This is a genomic window from Alkalihalobacillus sp. R86527, from assembly GCF_042466185.1.
Lineage (GTDB): Bacteria > Bacillota > Bacilli > Bacillales > Guptibacillaceae > Guptibacillus.
Genome location: NZ_JAXHBW010000001.1, coordinates 3,129,674 through 3,150,101, shown reverse-complemented (window position 1 = coordinate 3,150,101; position 20,428 = coordinate 3,129,674). Strand labels below are relative to the sequence as shown.

The 20,428-nt window shown below is 38.4% G+C and carries 23 protein-coding genes, 1 pseudogene and 1 other annotated feature; of the genes and pseudogenes, 19 read left to right on the top strand and 5 right to left on the bottom strand.

Going from position 1 to position 20,428, the window contains the following annotated elements; translation table 11 throughout:
- The first annotated feature begins 83 nt into the window (after positions 1–83).
- Positions 84–297 (top strand) — a binding site (T-box leader).
- A gap of 53 nt (positions 298–350) precedes the next feature.
- From SJY16_RS16460 to SJY16_RS16395, 14 genes are all read left to right on the top strand, one after another.
- Positions 351–797, top strand: a complete 447-nt coding sequence (locus SJY16_RS16460; protein ID WP_377890851.1) for an HIT family protein — start codon at positions 351–353, stop codon at positions 795–797.
- Position 798: 1 nt separating this feature from the next.
- The gene (locus SJY16_RS16455; protein ID WP_377890849.1) at positions 799–1,608 is read left to right on the top strand and encodes a protein phosphatase 2C domain-containing protein; all 810 of its coding nucleotides are present in this window, start codon (positions 799–801) and stop codon (positions 1,606–1,608) included.
- Between the two features lie 123 nt (positions 1,609–1,731).
- Entirely contained in the window at positions 1,732–2,127 is a 396-nt protein-coding gene (locus SJY16_RS16450; protein WP_377890847.1) for a hypothetical protein, read from the top strand.
- 92 nt (positions 2,128–2,219) lie between these two features.
- On the top strand, positions 2,220–2,801 hold the full coding sequence (locus tag SJY16_RS16445; protein ID WP_377890845.1) for a histidine phosphatase family protein: 582 nt from the start codon (positions 2,220–2,222) through the stop codon (positions 2,799–2,801).
- A 72-nt stretch (positions 2,802–2,873) separates the two neighbouring features.
- Positions 2,874–3,053: a hypothetical protein gene (locus tag SJY16_RS16440; RefSeq protein WP_377890843.1), complete on the top strand. Its 180-nt coding sequence runs from the start codon at positions 2,874–2,876 to the stop codon at positions 3,051–3,053.
- 617 nt (positions 3,054–3,670) lie between these two features.
- Positions 3,671–4,411: a class I SAM-dependent methyltransferase gene (locus SJY16_RS16435; protein ID WP_377892307.1), complete on the top strand. Its 741-nt coding sequence runs from the start codon at positions 3,671–3,673 to the stop codon at positions 4,409–4,411.
- A gap of 242 nt (positions 4,412–4,653) precedes the next feature.
- Positions 4,654–5,469 carry a lipid II flippase Amj family protein gene (locus SJY16_RS16430; RefSeq protein WP_377890842.1) on the top strand — a complete coding sequence of 272 codons (816 nt, stop codon included), beginning with the start codon at positions 4,654–4,656 and terminating at the stop codon, positions 5,467–5,469.
- 153 nt (positions 5,470–5,622) lie between these two features.
- A complete protein-coding gene (locus SJY16_RS16425; protein ID WP_160920889.1) occupies positions 5,623–5,829 on the top strand; it encodes a hypothetical protein in 207 nt (68 codons plus the stop codon).
- A 198-nt stretch (positions 5,830–6,027) separates the two neighbouring features.
- Positions 6,028–6,201 (top strand): hypothetical protein, encoded by a 174-nt coding sequence (locus tag SJY16_RS16420; protein ID WP_270182337.1) that lies wholly within the window; start codon positions 6,028–6,030, stop codon positions 6,199–6,201.
- Between the two features lie 165 nt (positions 6,202–6,366).
- Positions 6,367–6,825 (top strand): hypothetical protein, encoded by a 459-nt coding sequence (locus SJY16_RS16415; RefSeq protein ID WP_377890841.1) that lies wholly within the window; start codon positions 6,367–6,369, stop codon positions 6,823–6,825.
- A 108-nt stretch (positions 6,826–6,933) separates the two neighbouring features.
- Positions 6,934–7,125 (top strand): hypothetical protein, encoded by a 192-nt coding sequence (locus tag SJY16_RS16410; protein ID WP_377890839.1) that lies wholly within the window; start codon positions 6,934–6,936, stop codon positions 7,123–7,125.
- A gap of 1,187 nt (positions 7,126–8,312) precedes the next feature.
- Complete coding sequence (locus tag SJY16_RS16405; protein WP_255435940.1) at positions 8,313–8,447, top strand: hypothetical protein; 135 nt, start codon at positions 8,313–8,315, stop codon at positions 8,445–8,447.
- Positions 8,448–9,470: 1,023 nt separating this feature from the next.
- Positions 9,471–9,926 (top strand): GNAT family N-acetyltransferase, encoded by a 456-nt coding sequence (locus tag SJY16_RS16400; RefSeq protein ID WP_377890837.1) that lies wholly within the window; start codon positions 9,471–9,473, stop codon positions 9,924–9,926.
- 197 nt (positions 9,927–10,123) lie between these two features.
- A complete protein-coding gene (locus tag SJY16_RS16395) occupies positions 10,124–10,309 on the top strand; it encodes a DUF4177 domain-containing protein (RefSeq protein ID WP_377890836.1) in 186 nt (61 codons plus the stop codon).
- Between the two features lie 90 nt (positions 10,310–10,399).
- On the opposite strand, the gene SJY16_RS16390 is transcribed toward SJY16_RS16395, so the two are convergent.
- The 3 genes from SJY16_RS16390 to SJY16_RS16380 are packed head-to-tail and all read right to left on the bottom strand — an operon-like array spanning position 10,400 to position 14,178.
- Positions 10,400–11,779, bottom strand: a complete 1,380-nt coding sequence (locus SJY16_RS16390) for a PTS ascorbate transporter subunit IIC (RefSeq protein ID WP_377890834.1) — start codon at positions 11,777–11,779, stop codon at positions 10,400–10,402.
- Between the two features lie 2 nt (positions 11,780–11,781).
- Positions 11,782–12,057: a PTS sugar transporter subunit IIB gene (locus SJY16_RS16385; RefSeq protein WP_377890833.1), complete on the bottom strand. Its 276-nt coding sequence runs from the start codon at positions 12,055–12,057 to the stop codon at positions 11,782–11,784.
- Positions 12,058–12,072: 15 nt separating this feature from the next.
- Complete coding sequence (locus SJY16_RS16380; protein ID WP_377890831.1) at positions 12,073–14,178, bottom strand: BglG family transcription antiterminator; 2,106 nt, start codon at positions 14,176–14,178, stop codon at positions 12,073–12,075.
- Between the two features lie 435 nt (positions 14,179–14,613).
- Between SJY16_RS16380 and SJY16_RS16375 the strand changes: the two are divergent.
- A pseudogene (locus SJY16_RS16375) lies at positions 14,614–16,262 on the top strand (amidohydrolase).
- Positions 16,246–17,700, top strand: coding sequence for a sodium:solute symporter family protein (locus SJY16_RS16370; RefSeq protein WP_377890829.1), 1,455 nt, complete (start codon positions 16,246–16,248; stop codon positions 17,698–17,700). Before SJY16_RS16375 ends, SJY16_RS16370 begins: the two are co-directional and overlap by 17 nt.
- A gap of 53 nt (positions 17,701–17,753) precedes the next feature.
- Here the strand turns inward: SJY16_RS16370 and SJY16_RS16365 are convergent, their stop codons facing one another.
- Positions 17,754–17,957, bottom strand: coding sequence for a PspC domain-containing protein (locus SJY16_RS16365; RefSeq protein WP_377890827.1), 204 nt, complete (start codon positions 17,955–17,957; stop codon positions 17,754–17,756).
- Positions 17,958–18,081: 124 nt separating this feature from the next.
- On the opposite strand from SJY16_RS16365, the gene SJY16_RS16360 reads away from it, so the two are divergent.
- From SJY16_RS16360 to SJY16_RS16350, 3 genes are all read left to right on the top strand, one after another.
- Positions 18,082–18,609, top strand: a complete 528-nt coding sequence (locus tag SJY16_RS16360) for a DinB family protein (RefSeq protein WP_377890825.1) — start codon at positions 18,082–18,084, stop codon at positions 18,607–18,609.
- 82 nt (positions 18,610–18,691) lie between these two features.
- The gene (locus SJY16_RS16355) at positions 18,692–19,246 is read left to right on the top strand and encodes a GNAT family N-acetyltransferase (protein WP_377890824.1); all 555 of its coding nucleotides are present in this window, start codon (positions 18,692–18,694) and stop codon (positions 19,244–19,246) included.
- Positions 19,243–19,746, top strand: coding sequence for a GNAT family N-acetyltransferase (locus SJY16_RS16350; RefSeq protein ID WP_377890822.1), 504 nt, complete (start codon positions 19,243–19,245; stop codon positions 19,744–19,746). The genes SJY16_RS16355 and SJY16_RS16350 overlap by 4 nt, the downstream gene beginning before the upstream one ends.
- A gap of 16 nt (positions 19,747–19,762) precedes the next feature.
- Here the strand turns inward: SJY16_RS16350 and SJY16_RS16345 are convergent, their stop codons facing one another.
- Entirely contained in the window at positions 19,763–20,080 is a 318-nt protein-coding gene (locus SJY16_RS16345) for a YciI family protein (protein ID WP_377890820.1), read from the bottom strand.
- Positions 20,081–20,428 lie beyond the last annotated feature (348 nt).

Genomic DNA, 20,428 nt, shown 5'->3' with positions numbered 1-20,428 from the left:
GTAGGTTAATTGATCGTTTTAAATGTTTATGAAAGATTGAGTATTGACAAACATATTGGAAATATATAGAATTTTAAAAAATGATAAACACGTTGACTAGGAGTATTAAGGACCGGTTATTGCTTAGAGAGCTGTCGGAAGGTGCAAGACAGTCAGTAACCTTCCCAACTCGCCTGGGAGTGGATAGATTGATACGTAGATCTATACGGTTAACTTCCGTAACCAAGTCCTAAGAAGTTTCATTAGAAAGATGAAACAAGAAGAGTGGTACCACGATAAAATCCTATCGTCTCTTTATGAGACTGTAGGATTTTTTTATTAATCGAGAAAATCTAAAGGGGGAACTATTAATGAGTGAGAGTTGTTTTATTTGTGATAAACATATTGGGAAAGTAAACACCTCTGGAATAACAATTTATGAAGACGATTATGTATACGTGGGTCATATTGATAGAAAAGGCAAGCCAAACTATCTTGGTCATATTATGATTGATTTGAAGAGACATGTCCCTACGCTTGGAGATATGACGGTAGAAGAAGCAAAAGCATTTGGAGTAATTATGTCTAAGGTTAGCAAAGCTCTAATAGAGTCTGTAGGAGCTGAACACGTCTATTCCCTTGTATCAGGTAACTCAGTTCCTCATCTTCATATGCATATAGTAGCCCGTTATCCAAATACCCCAGAAGAATATTGGGGTCCAATGGAAGTTTATGAATGGAAAGATGCCCCTATGGGTGGGGACACTGAAGTAGTAGGAATATGCAATCACGTAAAATCCTATATAGAGAATAATTGATATGCAGAACTCTATTAGTGAATTTAGCTGGGTTGGAAGTAAAACGAACTTCGTAGACACAATTAATGTAAGTAAGATTAACCACATATCCATAGGACGTTTTGGGGGAAATTCTACAGCAGGGCAATTTAAAAATGAAGATGGTTGTTTGGTCTGGTTGAATGAAAAAGAAAGTTGGGAGTTTGCTGTCATTTTAGATGCACATAATTCAGCACAAAGTGCAGAATTAGTGCTAGAGCAATTCTCAAAGTGGAAAGAAGATATACAGCAGGTTTTATCTTTATCCAACGATCAAACTTTGAAGAGACTACTTGGTGCATTGTTAAATTTATTTGAAGAAGAAACGTTTCTTTCTAATTGTAAAAAAGTGCAAGGTGAAACAGCTTGTTTAATCGTTCTACGAAAAGGAAAGTACGTCTGGTGGTTTTCAATAGGGGATTGTCTTTCCTTTGTGTTTCATTCAGAACTTGCCAATCTTGGTCAGTACCAAATAAATCAACGACAGTTCTTCGAGTGGATAGGACAAGTTAACACCTTTGATCAGGTAGTTCCTTGTTATAGTAGCGGTGTAAGAGAATTAAGAAATGGGATAAACCGAATATTTCTCACAACTGATGGCCTTATTGAATGTCCTAATGAACCTTTTTCCTCTGGGAAGGAAATCTATAAGGTTATGTGTAATCAAAACATAAATGAAGGAATAGAAGAATTATTACAATCCATAAAGTTTAATAACGTTAGAGATAGTACGACAATAATTTCTTGGGACATAAATATAACTGAAGGTGTTACAATACCAAGCGATGTCTAAACCATTATTCAGTTAAAGGGGGCATATCTCTAAATAGATATGTTCTTTTTTGTATAAATGATGGATTTTTCAGAACTATTTTGAAATAATTGGTATTGGAAAAAATAAATGGAGGGATATATATTGAAAGTTGAATTTACAGGGCATGAATTAAACCCAGGACACGACATGAAGAAATTATCGATATTGACGGCACAATACCTAGTAGAGGAAATGCAAGATGGAGTCGAGGAACAGAGAAAGATCCAAATCACTACATCAAATTCCTTGATTATTGCAGACAAACTCAATACCGCAGAGCCAAATGAAAGCAAGATGACGTTACTTGATAAGGCGCTGTTGAATTCTGAGGATACTATTTTCCCTCTAATAAATGAAGGCAGCGTGACAAACTTTAACGGGATGCTTGTTTTGAGTAATGTAAAGATTGTCCCATTTGCTAACCCTGACAATGTCATAGAGTATGAAAGTTATGCTCTATATACTGATCATATTATGGGGTTCGGTCTAACTGAGTAGTGGAAAATGAAGTTTTGTTTTACTTCTTCCAGAAAAGGGAGCATTTCTGCAAATAAAAAACTTTTACCAATTGGGATTCTAGGAGATTCATTATGGAAATTTCATTAATCAGACACGGAAAATCATTATGTATATCAAATAAGCCTATTTCTTACACTTTTTTTAGAAAATGGGTAATAGAATACGACAACGTAGGAGTGTGCGAAGAAGATGCTTATCCTTCAGACTCCATCGAAAAAGTCTTATCTAGCGAGCTAGTGTTCACTAGTCATTTAAAAAGGGCCCTCCATTCTGCTTATATCCTAAACCCCACCTTAGATCCAATATCAGACGTAACATTTCGAGAAGTAGAACTTCCAATTCTAGTAACCATTAATGAAAAGATGAAGTTGAAGCCTAATGGTTGGGCAGTTATTTTGAGGATTATGTGGTTTTTGGGATATTCCAATGGTTGCGAGTCTTATAAAAGTGCAAAAAAACGTGCTACACGAGCAGCTGACAAATTAATTGAAGCTGCTAAAGAACATAATAATATTGTTTTAGTTGGTCACGGATTTTTTAATAAAATGATTGCGAAAGAGTTGAAAAGAAATGGTTGGACAAATAGAAAAATCAGCACTAACCATTGGGTTTGTAATACATTCTTAATGTTCCATCAAAGGGAGCATGAATAGAAAAACGGGAGGATAATTCATAATTAATGTCAGGGAATGAATGATAAACAGATATAATATGGAGTGGTATTGTTGCAGAAATTAGTGGGTGTTTTATTGGGGGTAATGGTATTAGTTAATGTTGTCCTAATGATAACTGTTATTAATCTTACTTACCAAGCTGAAGAAATGATTATTGAGTTAAAAGCGGTTGAAGTTCAATTAGAAGATATTGACGATGCACTGAACCAAATGATGATAGAAGATAAATAGTATGTATGAGTATATCATTAGTTAAAGAAAGCTTATTTGTAATATGGACCAACTCTTAGTAAGGTGCCTTAGCACATGAGGCACTTTTAGTCATGCTCAATAGGTATAAGGGAACTTCAAAGCATTTAAATCGTAAACAAAGACGAATAGATATTGAAGTCTTATGACTATTGGGGGGGAATGATTGTTTTTCTTGAATACGTAGTGGGCGTTCTTATCATATTGGCCATTTTGGGAGTGTGCTTTTTCATGATGTATATTAGCTATAAAATATTATATAAAAATTTCAAAAGGTAAATAAGAGTATTTTTCTTAATTTTAAGCGTTCGATATAAGAGGATCATTTCATGAATAATTTCACTAATTAGTTTACATAGAAGGGGTTGTTACTCATTAATGGGAGCAATTCCGATATTACAAATCAGCGTTTACGTTGAAGAATGACTTCACTAAATCAGGTCTATTTAATGGAATCTGTTTAAGTAAGTACGAAAGATTTAAGTAATACACTGGGATATTATAATAGTGGGGGGTAAGAAGACGTATAGCCTTCCTGAAATAGATATTTGTTTTGATGATTTTAGGAAGGCTATCTTTAAAATAGGAGTGTAATAATGATGAAGCAAAATAAATATGATGATAAAAATTTCTTTAATGCATATGAAAAAATGCCTCGTTCAGTTAAAGGGCTTGAAGGTGCTGGAGAATGGCATATATTAGAAAGGCTCTTACCGGAAATGAGAAATAGCAATGTACTGGATTTGGGATGTGGTTTTGGATGGCATTGCCTTTACGCTCGTGAACAAGGAGCAAATTCGGTTACTGGAGTGGAAATATCTGAAAAAATGCTTCAAAAAGCCCGTGAGATGACGGATGATCCTTTAATTACTTATATTAAAATGCCGATAGAAGATATCAATTTCCAAGACTCTCAATTTAATTTGGTTATCAGTTCATTGGCGTTTCATTATATCAAGTCATTTAAAGCAATCAGTAAAAAGGTTTATGACTGTTTAAAGCCTGAAGGCTCTTTCGTTTTTTCAGTTGAACATCCTATATTCACTTCTCGTGAAGAACAAGATTGGTATTACAATGAACAGGGAAATCGTCTGCATTGGCCAATCGACAACTATCAAGTAGAAGGTGTACGTGAAACAACATTTTTAACTGAAAATGTTACAAAATACCATCGTACGATTTCATCATATATAAATGACTTAATTGACACTGGATTTATAATAAGAGCAGTTAATGAATCCGTTCCTTCTAATGAAATGTTGAAAAGCGTTCCTGAAATGAAAGATGAGACCCGAAGACCCATGTTTTTATTGATCTCAGCAGAAAAAGCCATCAAGTGATTGGGGTTTCACATTAAGGGAAATCTACCTTTCATAATATGGGTGCGATTCAACAAGATTAAATTCCGTCCTTTGTTCCGTTATTTCGGAGCATATCTGCAATACTATAAAAGCTAAACGCCCTAAATATTCTACAAAACTAGGTGCATTTCCAATATAGGAATGCATCTTTTTTAAATATTAAATTCCTTATTATGTTAATATTGTTACTATTAAGTGGAAAATGAAATAGAGGTGTAGGTTTGGATTTTCTTACTGATAAAGTGATATACATTTCGTTATTTATATTAATCATTCATACAATTGAAACATTGGCTTATGCTGTTCGCCTATCTGGGGCACGAGTTGGTTTAATTGCCTCTGCTTTATCTCTCTTTAATTTAATGGTCATAGTTTCAAGAATGGCCAATATGATGCAGCAACCCTTTACAGGAAGTTTAGTAGACTCTGCTCCTTCCTCTAACACCTTGGCTTTTGTGGAGAGTCAGTATAGGGTAATTATTGGTGCTTCAACGATCGGTACTCTTGTTGGCATCGTTTTGTTACCTACTTTTATTGCCTTATTTTCTAGAGCTATTATTCACTTATCCAAAAAGGGAGGATCTATTCCTTCTTTGCTCAAAACTCTTTTTTCATTGGAGTATATAAAACGAGGGTTAAATCAGATGCACTTCCCAAACCGTACATATTTACAGGGAATCTCATTAAATGACATACCTAAAAGGCTGTTTCTGATCAATATGGTAGTAACAGCGATATACACGATTGGTGTTTTATCAGCCCTTTATGCGGCGCTGCTAGCCCCGGAAAGATCGTCAACAGCTATAATGGCTTCAGGATTAATTAATGGGATAGCTACTATCCTTTTGGTTGTTTTCGTAGACCCAAAAATATCAGTAATGGCTGATGACGTCATTAACAAACGTGGCGACTATTCAAAATTAAAGAATGTGTCACTTATGATGGTCACATCAAGATTATTGGGCACTTTACTTGCACAAATTTTGTTTATTCCAGGAGCAAAATATATTGCTTGGTTTACTAAATTCATTGTTTAAACCGTTTCTTTGCTTACTCAAGTATCTCGGAGCTTATCTGTAATAAGATAGGCTTCTTTTCATTTGAATTTAAAGGTTGAGTTATGTGAGTTGGTTTGAAATAATTGGTAATAGAAGGTTTGATAAAGGAGAAGGGAGGGAGCTGAGATTAAATTGAAATTGAAAGAACTCGCACATTCTGAATGGAGATTTAGTGTGATGGTTCTAGGGGCACTTCTTGGAACTTTTATTGGAATCTCTTTTGGACGACATGAACTTAACCCAACATTTGCGATAGGGTACCTAGCTGTTTGGGTATTAGTGGTGGTTATTAATGCGATTTACGTGCTCTATAAGAGAAGTAAAAATAGAGGGACGTAGAACTAGAACCAGGAGACAAGAAAAGTGAAGTCGAAAATTCTGATGGAATTGAGTTTTTAAATCTATTTACTTACTATAATTATTTCAAATCATATATTTCAGCAATCGGGAGGTATGCTTTACTACTTTTATGTGTTCAAACAAATAAAAGAATTAGGGTATGCGATTGAATATAAGTAAGAGGAGGAGAGTTGCAAAATGAGCAAAAGAACTAAGGATCGTATTATCTCTGCACTTGCTTATGCTGTCACTGCTATTCTCTTCGGATACTTTATATACGGGGAAATAAAATGGCCTATTGTATTAGGATTAACGATAGGTGGTTTTGTTCTTCCTGTAACAGGCAAGTTAGAGCGTAAAGACAAATCGTAAAAACCTCTCGTTTTCGTTTAGTAGTATCTTGACTTTGAGTCTTAAACAAACGGGAGCATATCTGTTATCAGATACGCTCTTGTTTTTTAAAGTATGATTTCAAAATTTCCTTCATTTTGAAATGATTGGTGTTGAACAGAGTTGTAGGAAGCTAGGTGTAATGAAATGAATATTACGAAATTAGTAATGGTGTTAATGATAAGTTTAATTATTTTAGGTGGATGCGGGAACGGAGCAGAGACCATTAAAATTGAGGGGGATTATAGATTTCTCCTCATACAAGGTGTAAATAGTAAGGAGATTGCCAGTAATGAGACTAAAAAAGAGGTAGAGGATATTGAGAAGATTAGTACCTTGATACAAAAGTTAGAAAGTGTTGAAGTGACTAAACAAAAACCAGAAAAAATTAAAGAGAAGAATAAGTTATTAAATGAAACAGGTAACTACATAATTGCTTTATCAGAAAATGAAAAATTGCAGGGGAAAACCTATTTTATTAATATGTTTGAAGATGGTTCTTTCATTTACCAAGATCCTTCTGGTAACAAGCTGAAATATGTTTCGACTGAAAACCATCCTAAGTTATATGAAGAGGTTAAAGAGCTACTAATGATTTCATTCTAGTAATAATTAATAGTCTATGTTCAATTATCTCGGAGCGAAAGTTGAGTAAGGTGTCTTTGCAGCTATTTCATTATTTAAGAGCAACCCAGGAATAAAGGGAGGTTATCATTGAAAATGGAAGTTGCAAAAAAGAAGAAAAACCAAAAAATAGCTGGTGTAATACTATTGGTGATAGTAATAGTTTTGTCCCCATTTTTGCATGATCATTTTAATCCGTTAACTTTATTAATAACTACGATTATTATATATGCTATTGTCATGTTCATTGTTGGACTGTTATCAAAAGAAGAAAAGTCTTAACCTTAAGACAGAAGGATCTTTATTTACCATCTTCTAGTATCTCGGAGCAATTCAAGAATAACCTTTTCCTGGAGGAACTACTTTGATTTTTTTGAAATCTATGACTAATCGACAAGTGATAAATTGGAAAAAGGGTGCAAACATTGGCTTCTATACCTATATGATATTGTTATTTATCAACTACACTCACAATCTAATTTTTACCGGGGATTTCTTTTCATCGGCTATAATCTTTTGGTCGGGTTTAATAGTTGCCTTTGGTTATGAGATTGTCTTAAATCTTAATGATAAAAGAAAAATAAGAAAGAATTTAGATTGAGCAAGAATGACGTATAGAATAAAAGCAATTTGATAATGCGTCTTCCAATATCTCGGAGCTTTTGCGCAATAAGCTGTGCTGGTCATTTGTTTCTAAGGTACAATCCTTAAGTCAGTGGTGAACCAATGATCGGAGGGAATATATGAGTTTTAAGAAAAGAGTGTTACTAGGCATAGTCCTAGCTGTACTTATGGCTGTGTTCTCAATACTACTAAGTCACTTTAATAAGAATGAAATTAAAGTAAACCATTTAATAGGTTCTGCTATAGCAGGGTTTATTATAGGCACTTGGTTCATACCAACTACTTTAAAGAAAAATACAAGGAAGAATAATAATTGATTTTCAAGTATCTCGGAGCGTTTACTTAATGAAGTGTAAGTGCTCTTAGATCAAAGAAAGTGGACTATGTGGAATTGGGAAGAGGGTTACCAATAAAACAATAGTTACCAATAGTGCCCTTTCTATATCTACTGTTTTTTTTATGATGTTAATAGTTGAAGGCGATGATTTTTTTTGGTATTTTCATTCTAGTTTGTCTTATGGTTATTTATGACTACATACGAGGGTTAGAGAAGAGAACAGGTGCGGAAAAGAAACATAGGGTCAGAGGATTAATAACTTACTTCGTCACTGGGTTCGCTTGTGCCTTAGTGTATTTTCTATAATCGATTTTAAAGGTTAATCAGCACCAAGAAGCATAACGGTATTCCATAATGTCGGAGCATTTCTTTAAGAAGTAGAAGAACACTTTTTTGTGAAATAAATGTTCAAAATAAAGATTACTGCAGTAAAGTAAGGTATAGTATATTGTTGAATAGATTCTCTTGTAAGAGAAGAAAAGTGGTGAACAAAGTGGGAAGATATCAATTGGATCACAAAGGTAAGGTAGCTGTGACAAAGTTTCATGAGAAACAGACGACTGCCAAATTTGATAAAAAGAATCATCTTGAAAAAATACGTGCGGAGTATTTAAAAAAGAAGCAAAAACAGACAGATAAATAATATGATGAAACGTTTTATTTCGATATCTTTTGCAATCTCGGAGCTTATCTTTAATTAGATAGGCTCTTTTTTTGGGGGAATATGGATTTATTAGCTCTGTTTTGAAATAATTGGTATTAAGCATTTATGGGTTCTGGTATGTTTCTGGTACCGACTAAAATTGTTGTAGTAGGACTATTAATCCCTTTTGGTGGATTAAGAGCAGCTTGGATAGATTAATTTTTTGAACTCCAAATTAACAATATCCTTTAATACAGCGATGTAATGATGATTCATACGCCTCCAGATAGGGGGAATTTATAGGGAGGGATTGCGATGAAAAAGAAACTATTGCTGAAAGCTTTGCTTGTTGCGGTTTATGTTTACATTCTATCTTGGATTTATGAGCATTTCACCGATAACAGCCTTAGTTCTACTTTTAAGTTTTCTATATCTATCTCACTTGCATTTTTCGCATATATACAAATGTATAACAAACATAAGAATAATAGTTAAACGATTAATTAAACAGGATAGATAGAGGTAGTTACTATAATGGTAACTTTGAAAAGATGTGGAAACGTTATCTATGAAAAAAAGTGGTGATTGGGTTAGTATTTATTCTTGTGCCAGCTTTTCGTATCACATTTTAAAAGTTAATATTTTCCATTATAGTCGAACCAGAAAGTACCCTTAGAGGGTCTGATAACCTTTTCAGTATATGGTTTGGTTGCAGTGGGCATTCTTCTTATTTTGCTCCTTATCTTAATGGAAGGAAGTTTGAATGGAGGATAAGAGCGTCATTTAAACATACCGATTCTGTTAGATGTTAATGTAAGAAGATCTATTTATGGAAATTATTATACATTCTAAAATCAGGGTATTAAATTGTAATTCCCTATTCGACAATGTCGGAGCAAATCTGAAATAAAAATTTCTCTCTTTCTTTGTTTTCTTGAATGAAAAAGGGGATTATTTGTAGGTAATCGAAGTGATAGGTAGGAAATGGAGACAGGCACTGTTTTTACAAAAGGAGTGGATGTTATGGATATTAAACTAGATGATTTAACGGGATCTGAGGTGGCTGACTTACTGAGTGAGCACATTCAGAGTATGAGACTCCATTCTCCACCTGAAAGTAAACATGCTCTTGATCTTGAGGCGTTGCGAAAACCTGAAATTACATTCTGGAGTGCTTGGGAAGGAAATGAATTAGTTGGTTGCGTGGCGCTTCAGGAACTAGACAGTCAGCATCGAGAGATTAAGTCAATGAAAACTGCTTCCTCTCATCTAAGAAAGGGTGTAGCAAAACGGCTTCTTCAATTCATAATTAAGGAAACTAGAGAACGTGGTTACCGAAGATTGAGCTTGGAGACGGGTTCAATGGATGTTTTTAAACCGGCTAGGAGATTATATGAAAGCTTCGGGTTTCAATATTGTAAGCCGTTTTCAGGTTACAGTGAAGACCCAAATAGTGTCTTTATGACTAAGGAGTTATAAGTGGTTTTATAAAAATTCAATAGGAACAATTAAGGCAGCAATTAATAAGAAATCTTCTGCAATTTATACGACTCTACGAGGAGCATGTGCTGAACTCTAGGGGGAGTTGCCGCCGATCCAAAGGAATACAAGTAGTTGAAACATTTCGTAGTTAACCAACGTAAACGAATAGAAGGGATGAAAGGAGGTCATTGATCTTGTATGAACATAAGTTTGTGAAAATCGACTTGTCTTCTTTTAATAAACCGAAGGAAGATTATCGTGAAGTCATCTTTGAGCACGAAAAAGATGGCTGGGAATTGGTTCAAATCTTTGCACCAGGAACGAAGAGTTATGGGATGTCTGCTTTTTTTGAGATCATTTTCAAGCGAAAAAAAGACTAAGGTGATGAGGGTTCACTTGATTCACTCTAATGGATTGTTAGATTAATAGAAAAAAGGCAACCCATTTGATAAGGTTGCCTTCTTACCCATTTATACTGCTTCTTGTTTATCTTCTGAGTTGTTCTGTTCTTTCGAGCGTTTCAACTGTGTCGCTCCAACAAAAATAGCTGTTAGAATGACACCAAGTATGGCTAGGAACATGACTTTAGAAGAAAGTAGCTCGATTAGGTTACCGAGAAGGATTCCTACTACGGCGAAGTCAGAGTCGCCGAACGTCGTTCCTTCGAATCCTAATGAGCCAAGGACTGGGAGAAGAAGCGCTGGCAAGAAGCTAATGAGAACACCATTTGCCATTGAGCCAAAGATGGCACCTCTTCGACCGCCTGTTGCATTTCCGAACACACCTGCAGCTGCACCTGTAAAGAAGTGTGGGACGAGCCCAGGTACAATGACTTTTAATCCGAGGAGTGGCAGAAGGAACATGCTGAGAAGTCCTGCTACAAAGCTGAAGAAGAATCCGATGATTACCGCATTGTTTGCGAATGGAAAAACAGATGGGCAATCGAGTGCTGGAATTGCGTTCGGTACGACTTTATCTGCAATCCCTTTAAAGGCTGGTACGATTTCAGATAGAAGCATTCTCACACCGGCTAGGATGATATAGACGCCAGCTGCAAACGTTAGTGCTTGCATAAATGAAAAGACAAGGAAGTTTGTTCCACCGCTTAGCTCTGCTTCAATAAAAGAAGGTCCGGTAAAGAGAGCCACAACAATGAAGAGAATGGCCATTGTAAGTGAAACAGATACGGATGTGTCGCGAAGGAAATTAAGTGTTTTCGGAACTTTAATTTCTTCCGTAGATCTGGAGTTCTTTCCTACTGCTTTTCCGACAGCTGCTGCTAAGAAGTAGCCGAAAGAGCCGAAGTGACCGATCGCAAAATCATCACTTCCAGTAATTTTTCTCGTGTATGGCTGTAGAAGAGCTGGAAGAAGAACCATGAGAGATCCTAGAATAACAGATCCTGTGATGATCATTGTAAGTCCACTGAATCCACCAGTCGTAAGAATAACAGCGATCAGACATGCCATGAACATGGTGTGGTGCCCTGTTAAGAAGATATACTTAAAAGGAGTCACGCGTGCTAAGAGAATGTTCACAACCATTCCGAACAGCATGATCATCGCCGTTTCTGCACCGAAAGACTCCTGTGCTAATGCCACGATCGCTTCGTTATTCGGAATGATCCCTTGAATTTCAAATGCGTGATCAAACATGCTGCTGAAGTTATTGAGGGAGGCCACTAGCACAGTAGCGCCTGCCCCCAGAATAACAAAGCCCATAATTGTTTTGAGCGTACCGGATATTACGTTCGCAAAGTCCTTCTTTTGAAGAAGAAGACCGATCAGGGCGAATAACCCTACCAGGATCGCCGGTGTTCCTAAGATGTCTTTCATTATTAGATCGACCATAGTTAAGCCCCTTTCAGATTTGCTTCAATCGCCGTTCTTAACTCATTCTTATCCATAAGGTTATTAAGCTTGATGACATTGCGGTTTCCATCTTCAAGGTTTTCCACGATTTCTGTTGAGCCTAGGAAGAAATCTGCATTCTCAGATTTACTAGTGGTAAGGTCTGTGTGATCCACCTCAGCTTCAATACCAAGTTCATTAAGAATCTTCTTCACGTTCATTTCCACGATAAAGCTACTTCCAAGGCCATTTCCACATACGACTAGAATTTTTTTCATTTGATTGTCTCTCCCTTAATTTGAGTATTTTGATACGAGTTTAATAATGTCTTCTTTTTCAGTTGAGTTATAGATTACCTCTAGATTCTCTTCTTCAGATAAGAGATCTGAAAGCTGTGCAAGTGCTTTGAGGTGCGTTTCGTTATCCACTGCTGCGAGAACGATCAATAGTTTCACCTGGTGCTTGTCTTTTTCAGAGAACGGAACCGTTTCATCCAAGCGAAGTAAGCTCATGCCAACTGTATTGACGCCTTCTTCAGGACGAGCGTGAGGAATTGCGATTCCTGGCGCGATCACGACGTATGGGCCGAGTTCTTCTACGTTTTTGATCATTGCTTCGATATAAGTAGAAGAGATTTGCTCCTTGTTCAGAAGAGGTAGAGATGCTGTTTTGATTGCTTCGCGCCAGTCTTTTGATTGTGATGCAAATTGAATTGTATCTTCATGAAGTAAGTCATTTAACATAGGTCGTTCAAACCTTTCTATTGATAAGGTGGTGGATGATGGGACGAATAGTTGATTTAATTCATTCCTTAGTGCATCCTCGTCACGGATCGTTCCGTGTTTTTTTACTAATTCAATAACCACGTCAGAAGTAAGTGGAATGTGGTCGTTCGGTATTGACTGGACTTCCTCAATCCAGTGAAGGATTTTCTCCTTGTCCTGCTGCGTCAAAATTGGACTAACCATTAGAACAGGTAACGTTTCATGATGCAGTGGCGAAGTGGAGAAGACATAATCGATGTCGTAATGATGATTGATGAATTGTCTTCTTGATACCGTTCCGACTACCTCAACGTTCGTGAGAAGCTTTTCTAGCTGGCCTCTTAAAATGTTCGACGTGCCTATTCCTTTCTCACAAACGATGATCGCTTTTCCAACCGTTATTTCCGGTAGCTCTTCTTTCTGCATCCAGGCACCAAAGTGCATAGCGAGATAGGCTAGTTCATCATCTGGTAGTTTGTGAGAGGCCATCAGCTCAATCGGCCAGACAGCTCGTTTTGTAATAGAGAAAACGTCCGGATATTCCTGTTGAACGGATGCGGTTAACTCGTTCGTAATCGGAACGTTGTACTTTAAGCGGTAGTAGGTTGGCTTAAGGTGAAGAAAGAGTGCCTCCTCAAGTTGGGTGCGCTGTTCAAAAAGAATACAGGCATAGATCTGAAATTCATGAACAATGTCACTAACAACTTTTCTGAGCTTTTCAATCTCAAGGTTGCCTACAGCACTGACTTCAGAGTAATGCACTCTCGATCCGAGTAGATGCATCGTGATAAAACAGATTTCATCGATCGAAAGTGAGAGGTTAAATTGCTCTTCAAGTTCCTCAGCAATACTCGTAGCAGCCTCAAATTCTCTTGTTGATGAGACGGCTTGCTTTTCATCAGGATCAAGTTGAATGCGGTTTTCACCTTTCAAACGTTGTAGGAGCACAACGAGTTGAATCGCCAGAATATGAATCGTATCGTCTGTTAATTCGACCTTCAAAATAGGCTCAACATTCATGATGATCTGCTTCATTGGGATAAGGTTCGAATAGATCTGTTCTTCACCGTTCTTTAATAGAGGATTGATGATCTTCAGCATCTCCGTTAATTGTTCGTTCGTTAACACTTCTGTAAGAAAACGGCTTAGTACCCTGCGTTTGTTCTCCTCTTTCCCCTCGATAACGTAGCCAGTTGAACGGTCGAATTGTAACGTTAATGCTTCGTCTTCTAGCAAACGAATAACGAGCTTTAAGTCTTTTGAAACGGTTCCTCGACTCACCTGTGTGCGTTTCATAAAGTGCTTCATGAACACAGGCTGATTAGTGGTGAGCAGTTCGATTCCGATCAAGGTGACACGTTCCATCTGAGAATAGTGGTATTGCCATTCTTTCAATTCCTTCATCAATGTAGGAACGGTTTGTTTCGTTTGCTCAGATAAGTAATAGCCCATTCCTTGTCTCGTTTGTATGATCGGTAACTTGTTATCTTCTAACCAATCATTGATCTTCTTTAAGTCATAATGAACGGTTCGTTTGGATATGCCGAGCTGCTCAGTTACGTGATCCACAGTAACGAGTTCAGATGCATTTACGAGTTTGGTTAATAGAAATGTACTTCTTTCATCAAGTGACATGGAGATCTCCAACTCCCTTGTGATTGCAAAATGTTACGGATGAAACAAATCATGATTTGATAGTGCTAAGTATAAAGTAAGGAAAATAGTTATGGAAGGGTTTGCAATGTGTAGTCTTTGTATTTCTGCAATTTGCAAAAGTGTACGGAAGTGAATAATGTTCTTTGTTTTTCTTGAAAATAGGAAATAGGATTTCCTATGCTAAAAGGCATGTTGATATTTTGTTGGAATATTGCTAAAATTTTAAACAATACATAGAAGTTCATCGAAAAACTGTCTATTCTAATCGACTCTACTGGCTCAAAGTGGAGCGTTCCGTTAGAAAGAAACCAGTTTTATGCTAAGTGACAGGTATGTTCAAAATACTAGTCGTGTGCATAGGGCTGGTTTTTTTATGAAGTGAAGGGAGGTAGTCTTTTAGAACATTATTTTTACATGGGGAGAGTGAACATGACAGAAGCAGATTTGATTTTGATAAATGGTGATGTGCTGACGATGGATGATGATAAGCCGTTCGCGAGCAGTGTGGTCATAAAGGACGGAGTAATTGTTTACATAGGGGAGAAGGATGATGCCCTCACTTGGAATGGGGGAGAAACCATAATTACGGATCTAGAAGGCAAAACGCTCATGCCTAGTTTCATAGAGAGCCACATTCACCCATCGATCTATGGGTTAAGTTTATTGAAATTAGATTGCAAGCCGGAAACCACCCCGTCAATTGAAGCAATCTTACATAAAATAGAGAAGCAAGTGGCTCATACCCCTGAGGGAGAATGGATTATCGGTTTTGGGTGGGATGATAGCAAAATGATAGACAAGCGAAATCCGACTCGTTGGGAACTAGATCGAGTCGCTCCCAATCATCCAGTTGTATTGGAACGAGCCTGCGCACATATGGCGGTGGCAAATAGTAAAGCGCTCGAAGTAAGCGACATTTCTGAAGAAACGTCGAATGTTGCGGGAGGGAATATCCAGAAGGACGAACAAGGAAGACTGACAGGATTGCTTCAGGAAAAAGCGCAAGGGTTACTCAAAACACCAAAGTATGGATGCGATGACCAAGTGAAGGGCATGAAATTAGCGCAGGAGAAGTTTGCATCGTGGGGGATTACTACGGTCCATTGTATGTCCACACAGACGGATGATATGCAACTCTATCAAACCTTACTAGAGCAGGAAGAACTGAAGGTCAGGATTAGACCTTGGATGTGGGCGGTCGATCAAAATGGTTTTGATGGATCGTTAGAAGAAGTATTAGCCACAGGACTTCGAAGCGGTTTTGGTAACGACATGGTCAAGATTCAGGGATTGAAATTCATGTTGGATGGCAGTGTGGGAGGCAAGACTGCTGCTTTTCAAAGCCTTACGTTGGTACTAGGGAAACTGGGATTCTCTACAACCGGGTCGATGAAATCGCTCCTCTTATGAAGAGTGGAATAGAGGCGGGGTTAAGGGTTGCGATCCACGCTATCGGAGATCGAGCCATTGATGTAGCGATAGAATCCTTTGAAGAAATCAACAAAACAGTACTAATTGAACATATGCGTAATCGAATCGAACACTGTATTTTCCCTACATCAAAACAGCTCTTTCAAATGAAAGAACTCGGCTTACTAGCAGGCTCATCGATCGGGTTTCTTTATCACATCGGAGATAATTATATGGCAAAGTTAGGAGACGAGCGGATGGGACGTGCTTTCCCTCATAGATCCTTTAAACAAGCAGGTATACTGGCGCCAGGGAACTCTGATTTGCCGATAACCGATGGTAATCCGTGGATGGGAATTTACGGTGCTGTCACGAGAAAGACGTCTAGTGGACAAGTCATTGGCTTAGAAGAACGAGTTGGTGTGTGGGATGCACTGAAAATGTATACAGTAGACGCGGCTTATAGTTCATTCGAAGAACAGACGCTAGGGGTCATTAAGCCGGGAGCAAAGGCTGACCTGATGGTGCTTTCTCATCATCCATTGGAAATTGAATTCGAACAACTTCTTGATATTGAAGTGGAACGTACTTATTTAGAAGGTAAGATGATCTATAACAATAAGACAAACAAGGAAGGTGAACCTATTGTTTAGCAGCCAGCAAGAGACGATTTTAATTACGATTATTGCCGTCTACTTTGTTTTATTATTTGGCCTTTCACTATTTGTGAATCGAAATGTCAAAACGTATGAGGATTACAATGTTGCAGGTCGTTCAACGAAACTGATGCCACTTGTACTTACGTTTGTTGGGACAGCGATTGGAGGCTCCATCTTACTTGGTTATATGACAAAAGGCTATCTGTTTGGAATGGGGCAACAATGGCTCGCAATCGGCTTTACGTTGACATCCATCGTGATTGCAGCGTTTTTGTTGAAACGGATTCGTTTTCTAGGGAAAAAATATAATATGGTGACGATGGGAGATTTCACGGCGTTACGTTTTGGAGAAGGAGCTAGGATCCCAACCGTGCTTAGCGTTCTTTGTGCTTATGCTGCGATCACAGGCATGCAGTTCGTGGCGATCGCTACTATTCTGAAGTTGACCATTGGACTTAGCATGACGACCGGAATCATCATCAGTTGGGTGCTTTTGACATTGAAAACGTACTTTGGCGGCCTTAAGTCGGTTATGATTCAGGATGCTATTCATGGAACAATCCAAACAGCGGGTATATTCTTCTTACTGATTATTATCATGTTCCTCGTTGGTGACTGGGGAGCACTTGCTGATCAAGCAAGAAATGCGGAGGGCGGTAATGCGTTAAGTATCTTTAATATTAGTGCATCTGAATTCTTCGTTTATATGCTTACGATCGGAGCGTACCAGTTTGTCAGACAAGACTTATGGCAACGGTTCTGGGCAGCGAAAGATGACAAGACGGCAAGCACCGGATTCTGGTCTGCCATCGTGCTTGGTTTTCTGACAGCTGCTGTCACAATATTTATAGGCTTTCTCGGTAAGTTCGGACTTAATATGAACAATATTGATCCTTCTTTGATCTATTATGAAATCATTGGACAAGTTCTACCATTTTCGCTAGTGGTCGTGATGTTGATCGCATTACTAGCAACAGTTATTTCTTGTGCCGATTCTTTTTTCCTAGCAGCGGCATCCTCAATCGTGAATGATGTTGTCAAACCAAGGGTCGGGGATGTTGGGGATAAAAAGATGCTGACTTATAGCCGGATGTCTGTTGTTCTCGTTTCTGTCATCTCTCTTTTGCTGGCACTTTATATCCCTCAATTAGTCACGCTCTGGATCACAGGGACGGCTATGCTTGTGTCTGGATTGTTGGCGCCGGTATTATTCGGATTGTTCTGGAGTCGGACGACAAAGGTCGCAGGACTCTCTGCTATGTGGGCTGGCCTGATCGTTGCAGTACTTTGGCAGATCGCTGGACATCCTTTTGGGTTGCATCCTGTTTTTATTGGGTTGCCGATTTCCGTGATCACATTGGTGACAATAACGTTACGTTCAAAAGTGGAAAAAGAAGATACTGTTTTTTCTGATTTAGAAAAGATCGGTTAATTCGTAAGGAAAACGCGCGCTCCTTGGCATCTAGCTAAGGAGTTTTTCTATGACTATTCATTCAAGTGGACTTCTTCATCTGTTGGCAATAACAAAGCCGCTGCAAGATAAACGAGTAAAGCAAAACCAGAAGTGGAAAGGGTAATGATGAAAAATATGAAGCGCAAACCTCCTGAATCGATGTTTAACGTCTCGCTTACGCCACCAATAACGCCCGTATAGACTTTGTCTTTTGTCGATTTATACAATTTCCTCATCGTACTCCTCCTCAACTCATTTGTTATCTTCATATACGGATCTTCCATGAAGAAGTTTCAATAAAAAGGAATTTACATCCAGCTAGTAGAAGGTAAGGGGAGGGACGGGGAAGGGAGATGCTTTATGAAAAAAGTACATAACCTTAGCATGATTGAAGAAGTTGATGGCTTTGCACCGCAAATTTCGAGACTCGTGTCGATGATGAATTATACAAGGCATACAACTGAGGGTGCGATCAGGGGTCTTACGGTAGAGGAACTTGATTTCCATCTTGATGACCAAAGCAATTCCATCGGTATGTTGTTGCAGCATATGGTGTCTGTTGAAAGAGCATTTCAAATCATGACGTTCGAGCAGCGAGAGCTGACCGATGCTGAATGGGATGAGCTTGGAATCGCTATTGAGTTAGGGGACCGAGCGAAAGATAAGATATGTGGGCGTGACTTGGATTATTACTGGAGTGAAATGAGTCTTTCTCGTGAATACACCCTTCAGGAATTACAGAAGAGAGATGACGATTGGCTCGATGTGATCACACCATATGGGTGGAATGAGAAAGCGAACCATTACTTCAAGTGGTTTCATGTGATGGAAGATGAGCTGAGTCATCGTGGCCAAATCCTGTTGATTCGAAAGAGAATACTTGTCTAAGAGGGAAGCGGAGCCATGCGCTCGAAGAACATGTGCGTTTTACTGAAACATATACAAGCTAATAGAGAGAGGAACAGCGATCATGTTTACCTATCAAGTGAATGAAGACCTTTATTTAAGAATGTACACAGTAGATGATGCTGAAGAGCTTTATAACCTGACCGAAGAGTCGAAGGATTATTTAAGAGAATGGCTCGCGTGGGTAGATTACAATACGGATGTTGAAGGGTCCAAAGCGTTTATAGAAGGAACGATCAAGAGCCTCGTACATACGGGGGGATTCCCTAAGACGCTAGCGATGATCTATAAAGGTGAATTAGCTGGAACGATCGGATTTAATGAAATCAACCGTACACATGATTATGCGACAATCGGTTACTGGCTTGGTGAAAAGCATCAGAAGAAGGGCATCGTTACAGAGGCGTGTAAGGCGATTCTAGAGTATGGATTTCAAACAATCGGTCTTAATCGCATCGAGATCCGAGCGGCTACTGAGAACAAGAAAAGTCGAGGTGTTCCGGAGCGACTCGGCTTCACAAAGGAAGGCTTAGTCCGGCAGGTTGAAAAGGTTAACGGTGAGTACGTTGACCACGTGGTGTATGGCATGCTGAAGAATGAATGGGAGAGTAGGAAATGAAGATGGACATAAGAAGAATGAGAGCAGATGAAGCAAAGGATTATTGGGAGTTAAGGCTTGAAGCGCTTCAGAACAACCCGGAAGCGTTTGCGTCGAGTTATGAAGAAGCAGTGGAAAGACAGAATCCACTCGAAGGCGTTGCGACAAATCTAGAGAGAGCGGTGACGTTTGGAGCTTACGAAGGTGATAGGTTGATCGGCGTCATCACGTTTGTGCGTGGAAGTGGTTTGAAAACGAAGCACAAGGGTGACTTATTTGCAGTATATGTGACACCAGATTATAGAGGAAAAGGTGTTGGAAAAGCTCTTTTGAAAGAAGCGATCGACCATGTGAAAGGTCTGTCGGAACTCGTTAAGATCAACATCTCCGTTGCCTCAGTTAACAAAACAGCAAAGCAACTGTATCACAGCTTCGGATTCAAAACATATGCTCACGAAGAAAAAGCGCTTTATGTGAACGGCGAGTTTCTAGATGAAGATCACATGGTTTTGTTCTTATAAAACGGGACTAGGACGTCTAGTTAACAGTAAATTCCTCATTGTATAATGCAACGCGATATGGAAATAACTCTGCTGTCATGATCCCTTCACGGACAGCAGGGTCTTTTTTCATGATTGCTGCTGCTTCCTCTTCAGAGTTTGTTTGAATCACCACGACCCCGAACGCTGATTCATCGTCGTTCATCGTTCTTCCTGCCATGATTAGCGTGTTTTCTTTCAAAAGTGCTTGAAGAGCATTAAAATGCTCTGAAACGATCTTGTTTTCCTTTTCAGTCCAGTTGTTTGCATCTACTAATTCAGGAATGAGTTTGAGCTTATACAAATAATGATTCATTGGAAACCTCCATATTTGTGGTGTACCCTATCAATTCGCTTCTTTTTAGGGACATTCCTTGTTAGTAGGAGAGAGAACAAAACATTTCTTTTTTTGAAGAAGTCGCTGAGCTGCGGCTCTTTTTTTATGGCGATTTAAGAATTGTACGTGCTTCTCGATGTTTATAATAGAAAGGTCGATAGTCCTTGTTTTCATACAATAAAACCCAATGAATCAGCTCGTGCACTAAAACGATAGTAACATTGTCAAAAAGGAAGTTGACATTGAGAATCAATATCAATTAATCTAAGGAAGTGATAACTGATAATGATTTTCAACAAACCATGTAATAGGTAACAGGAGGAATGA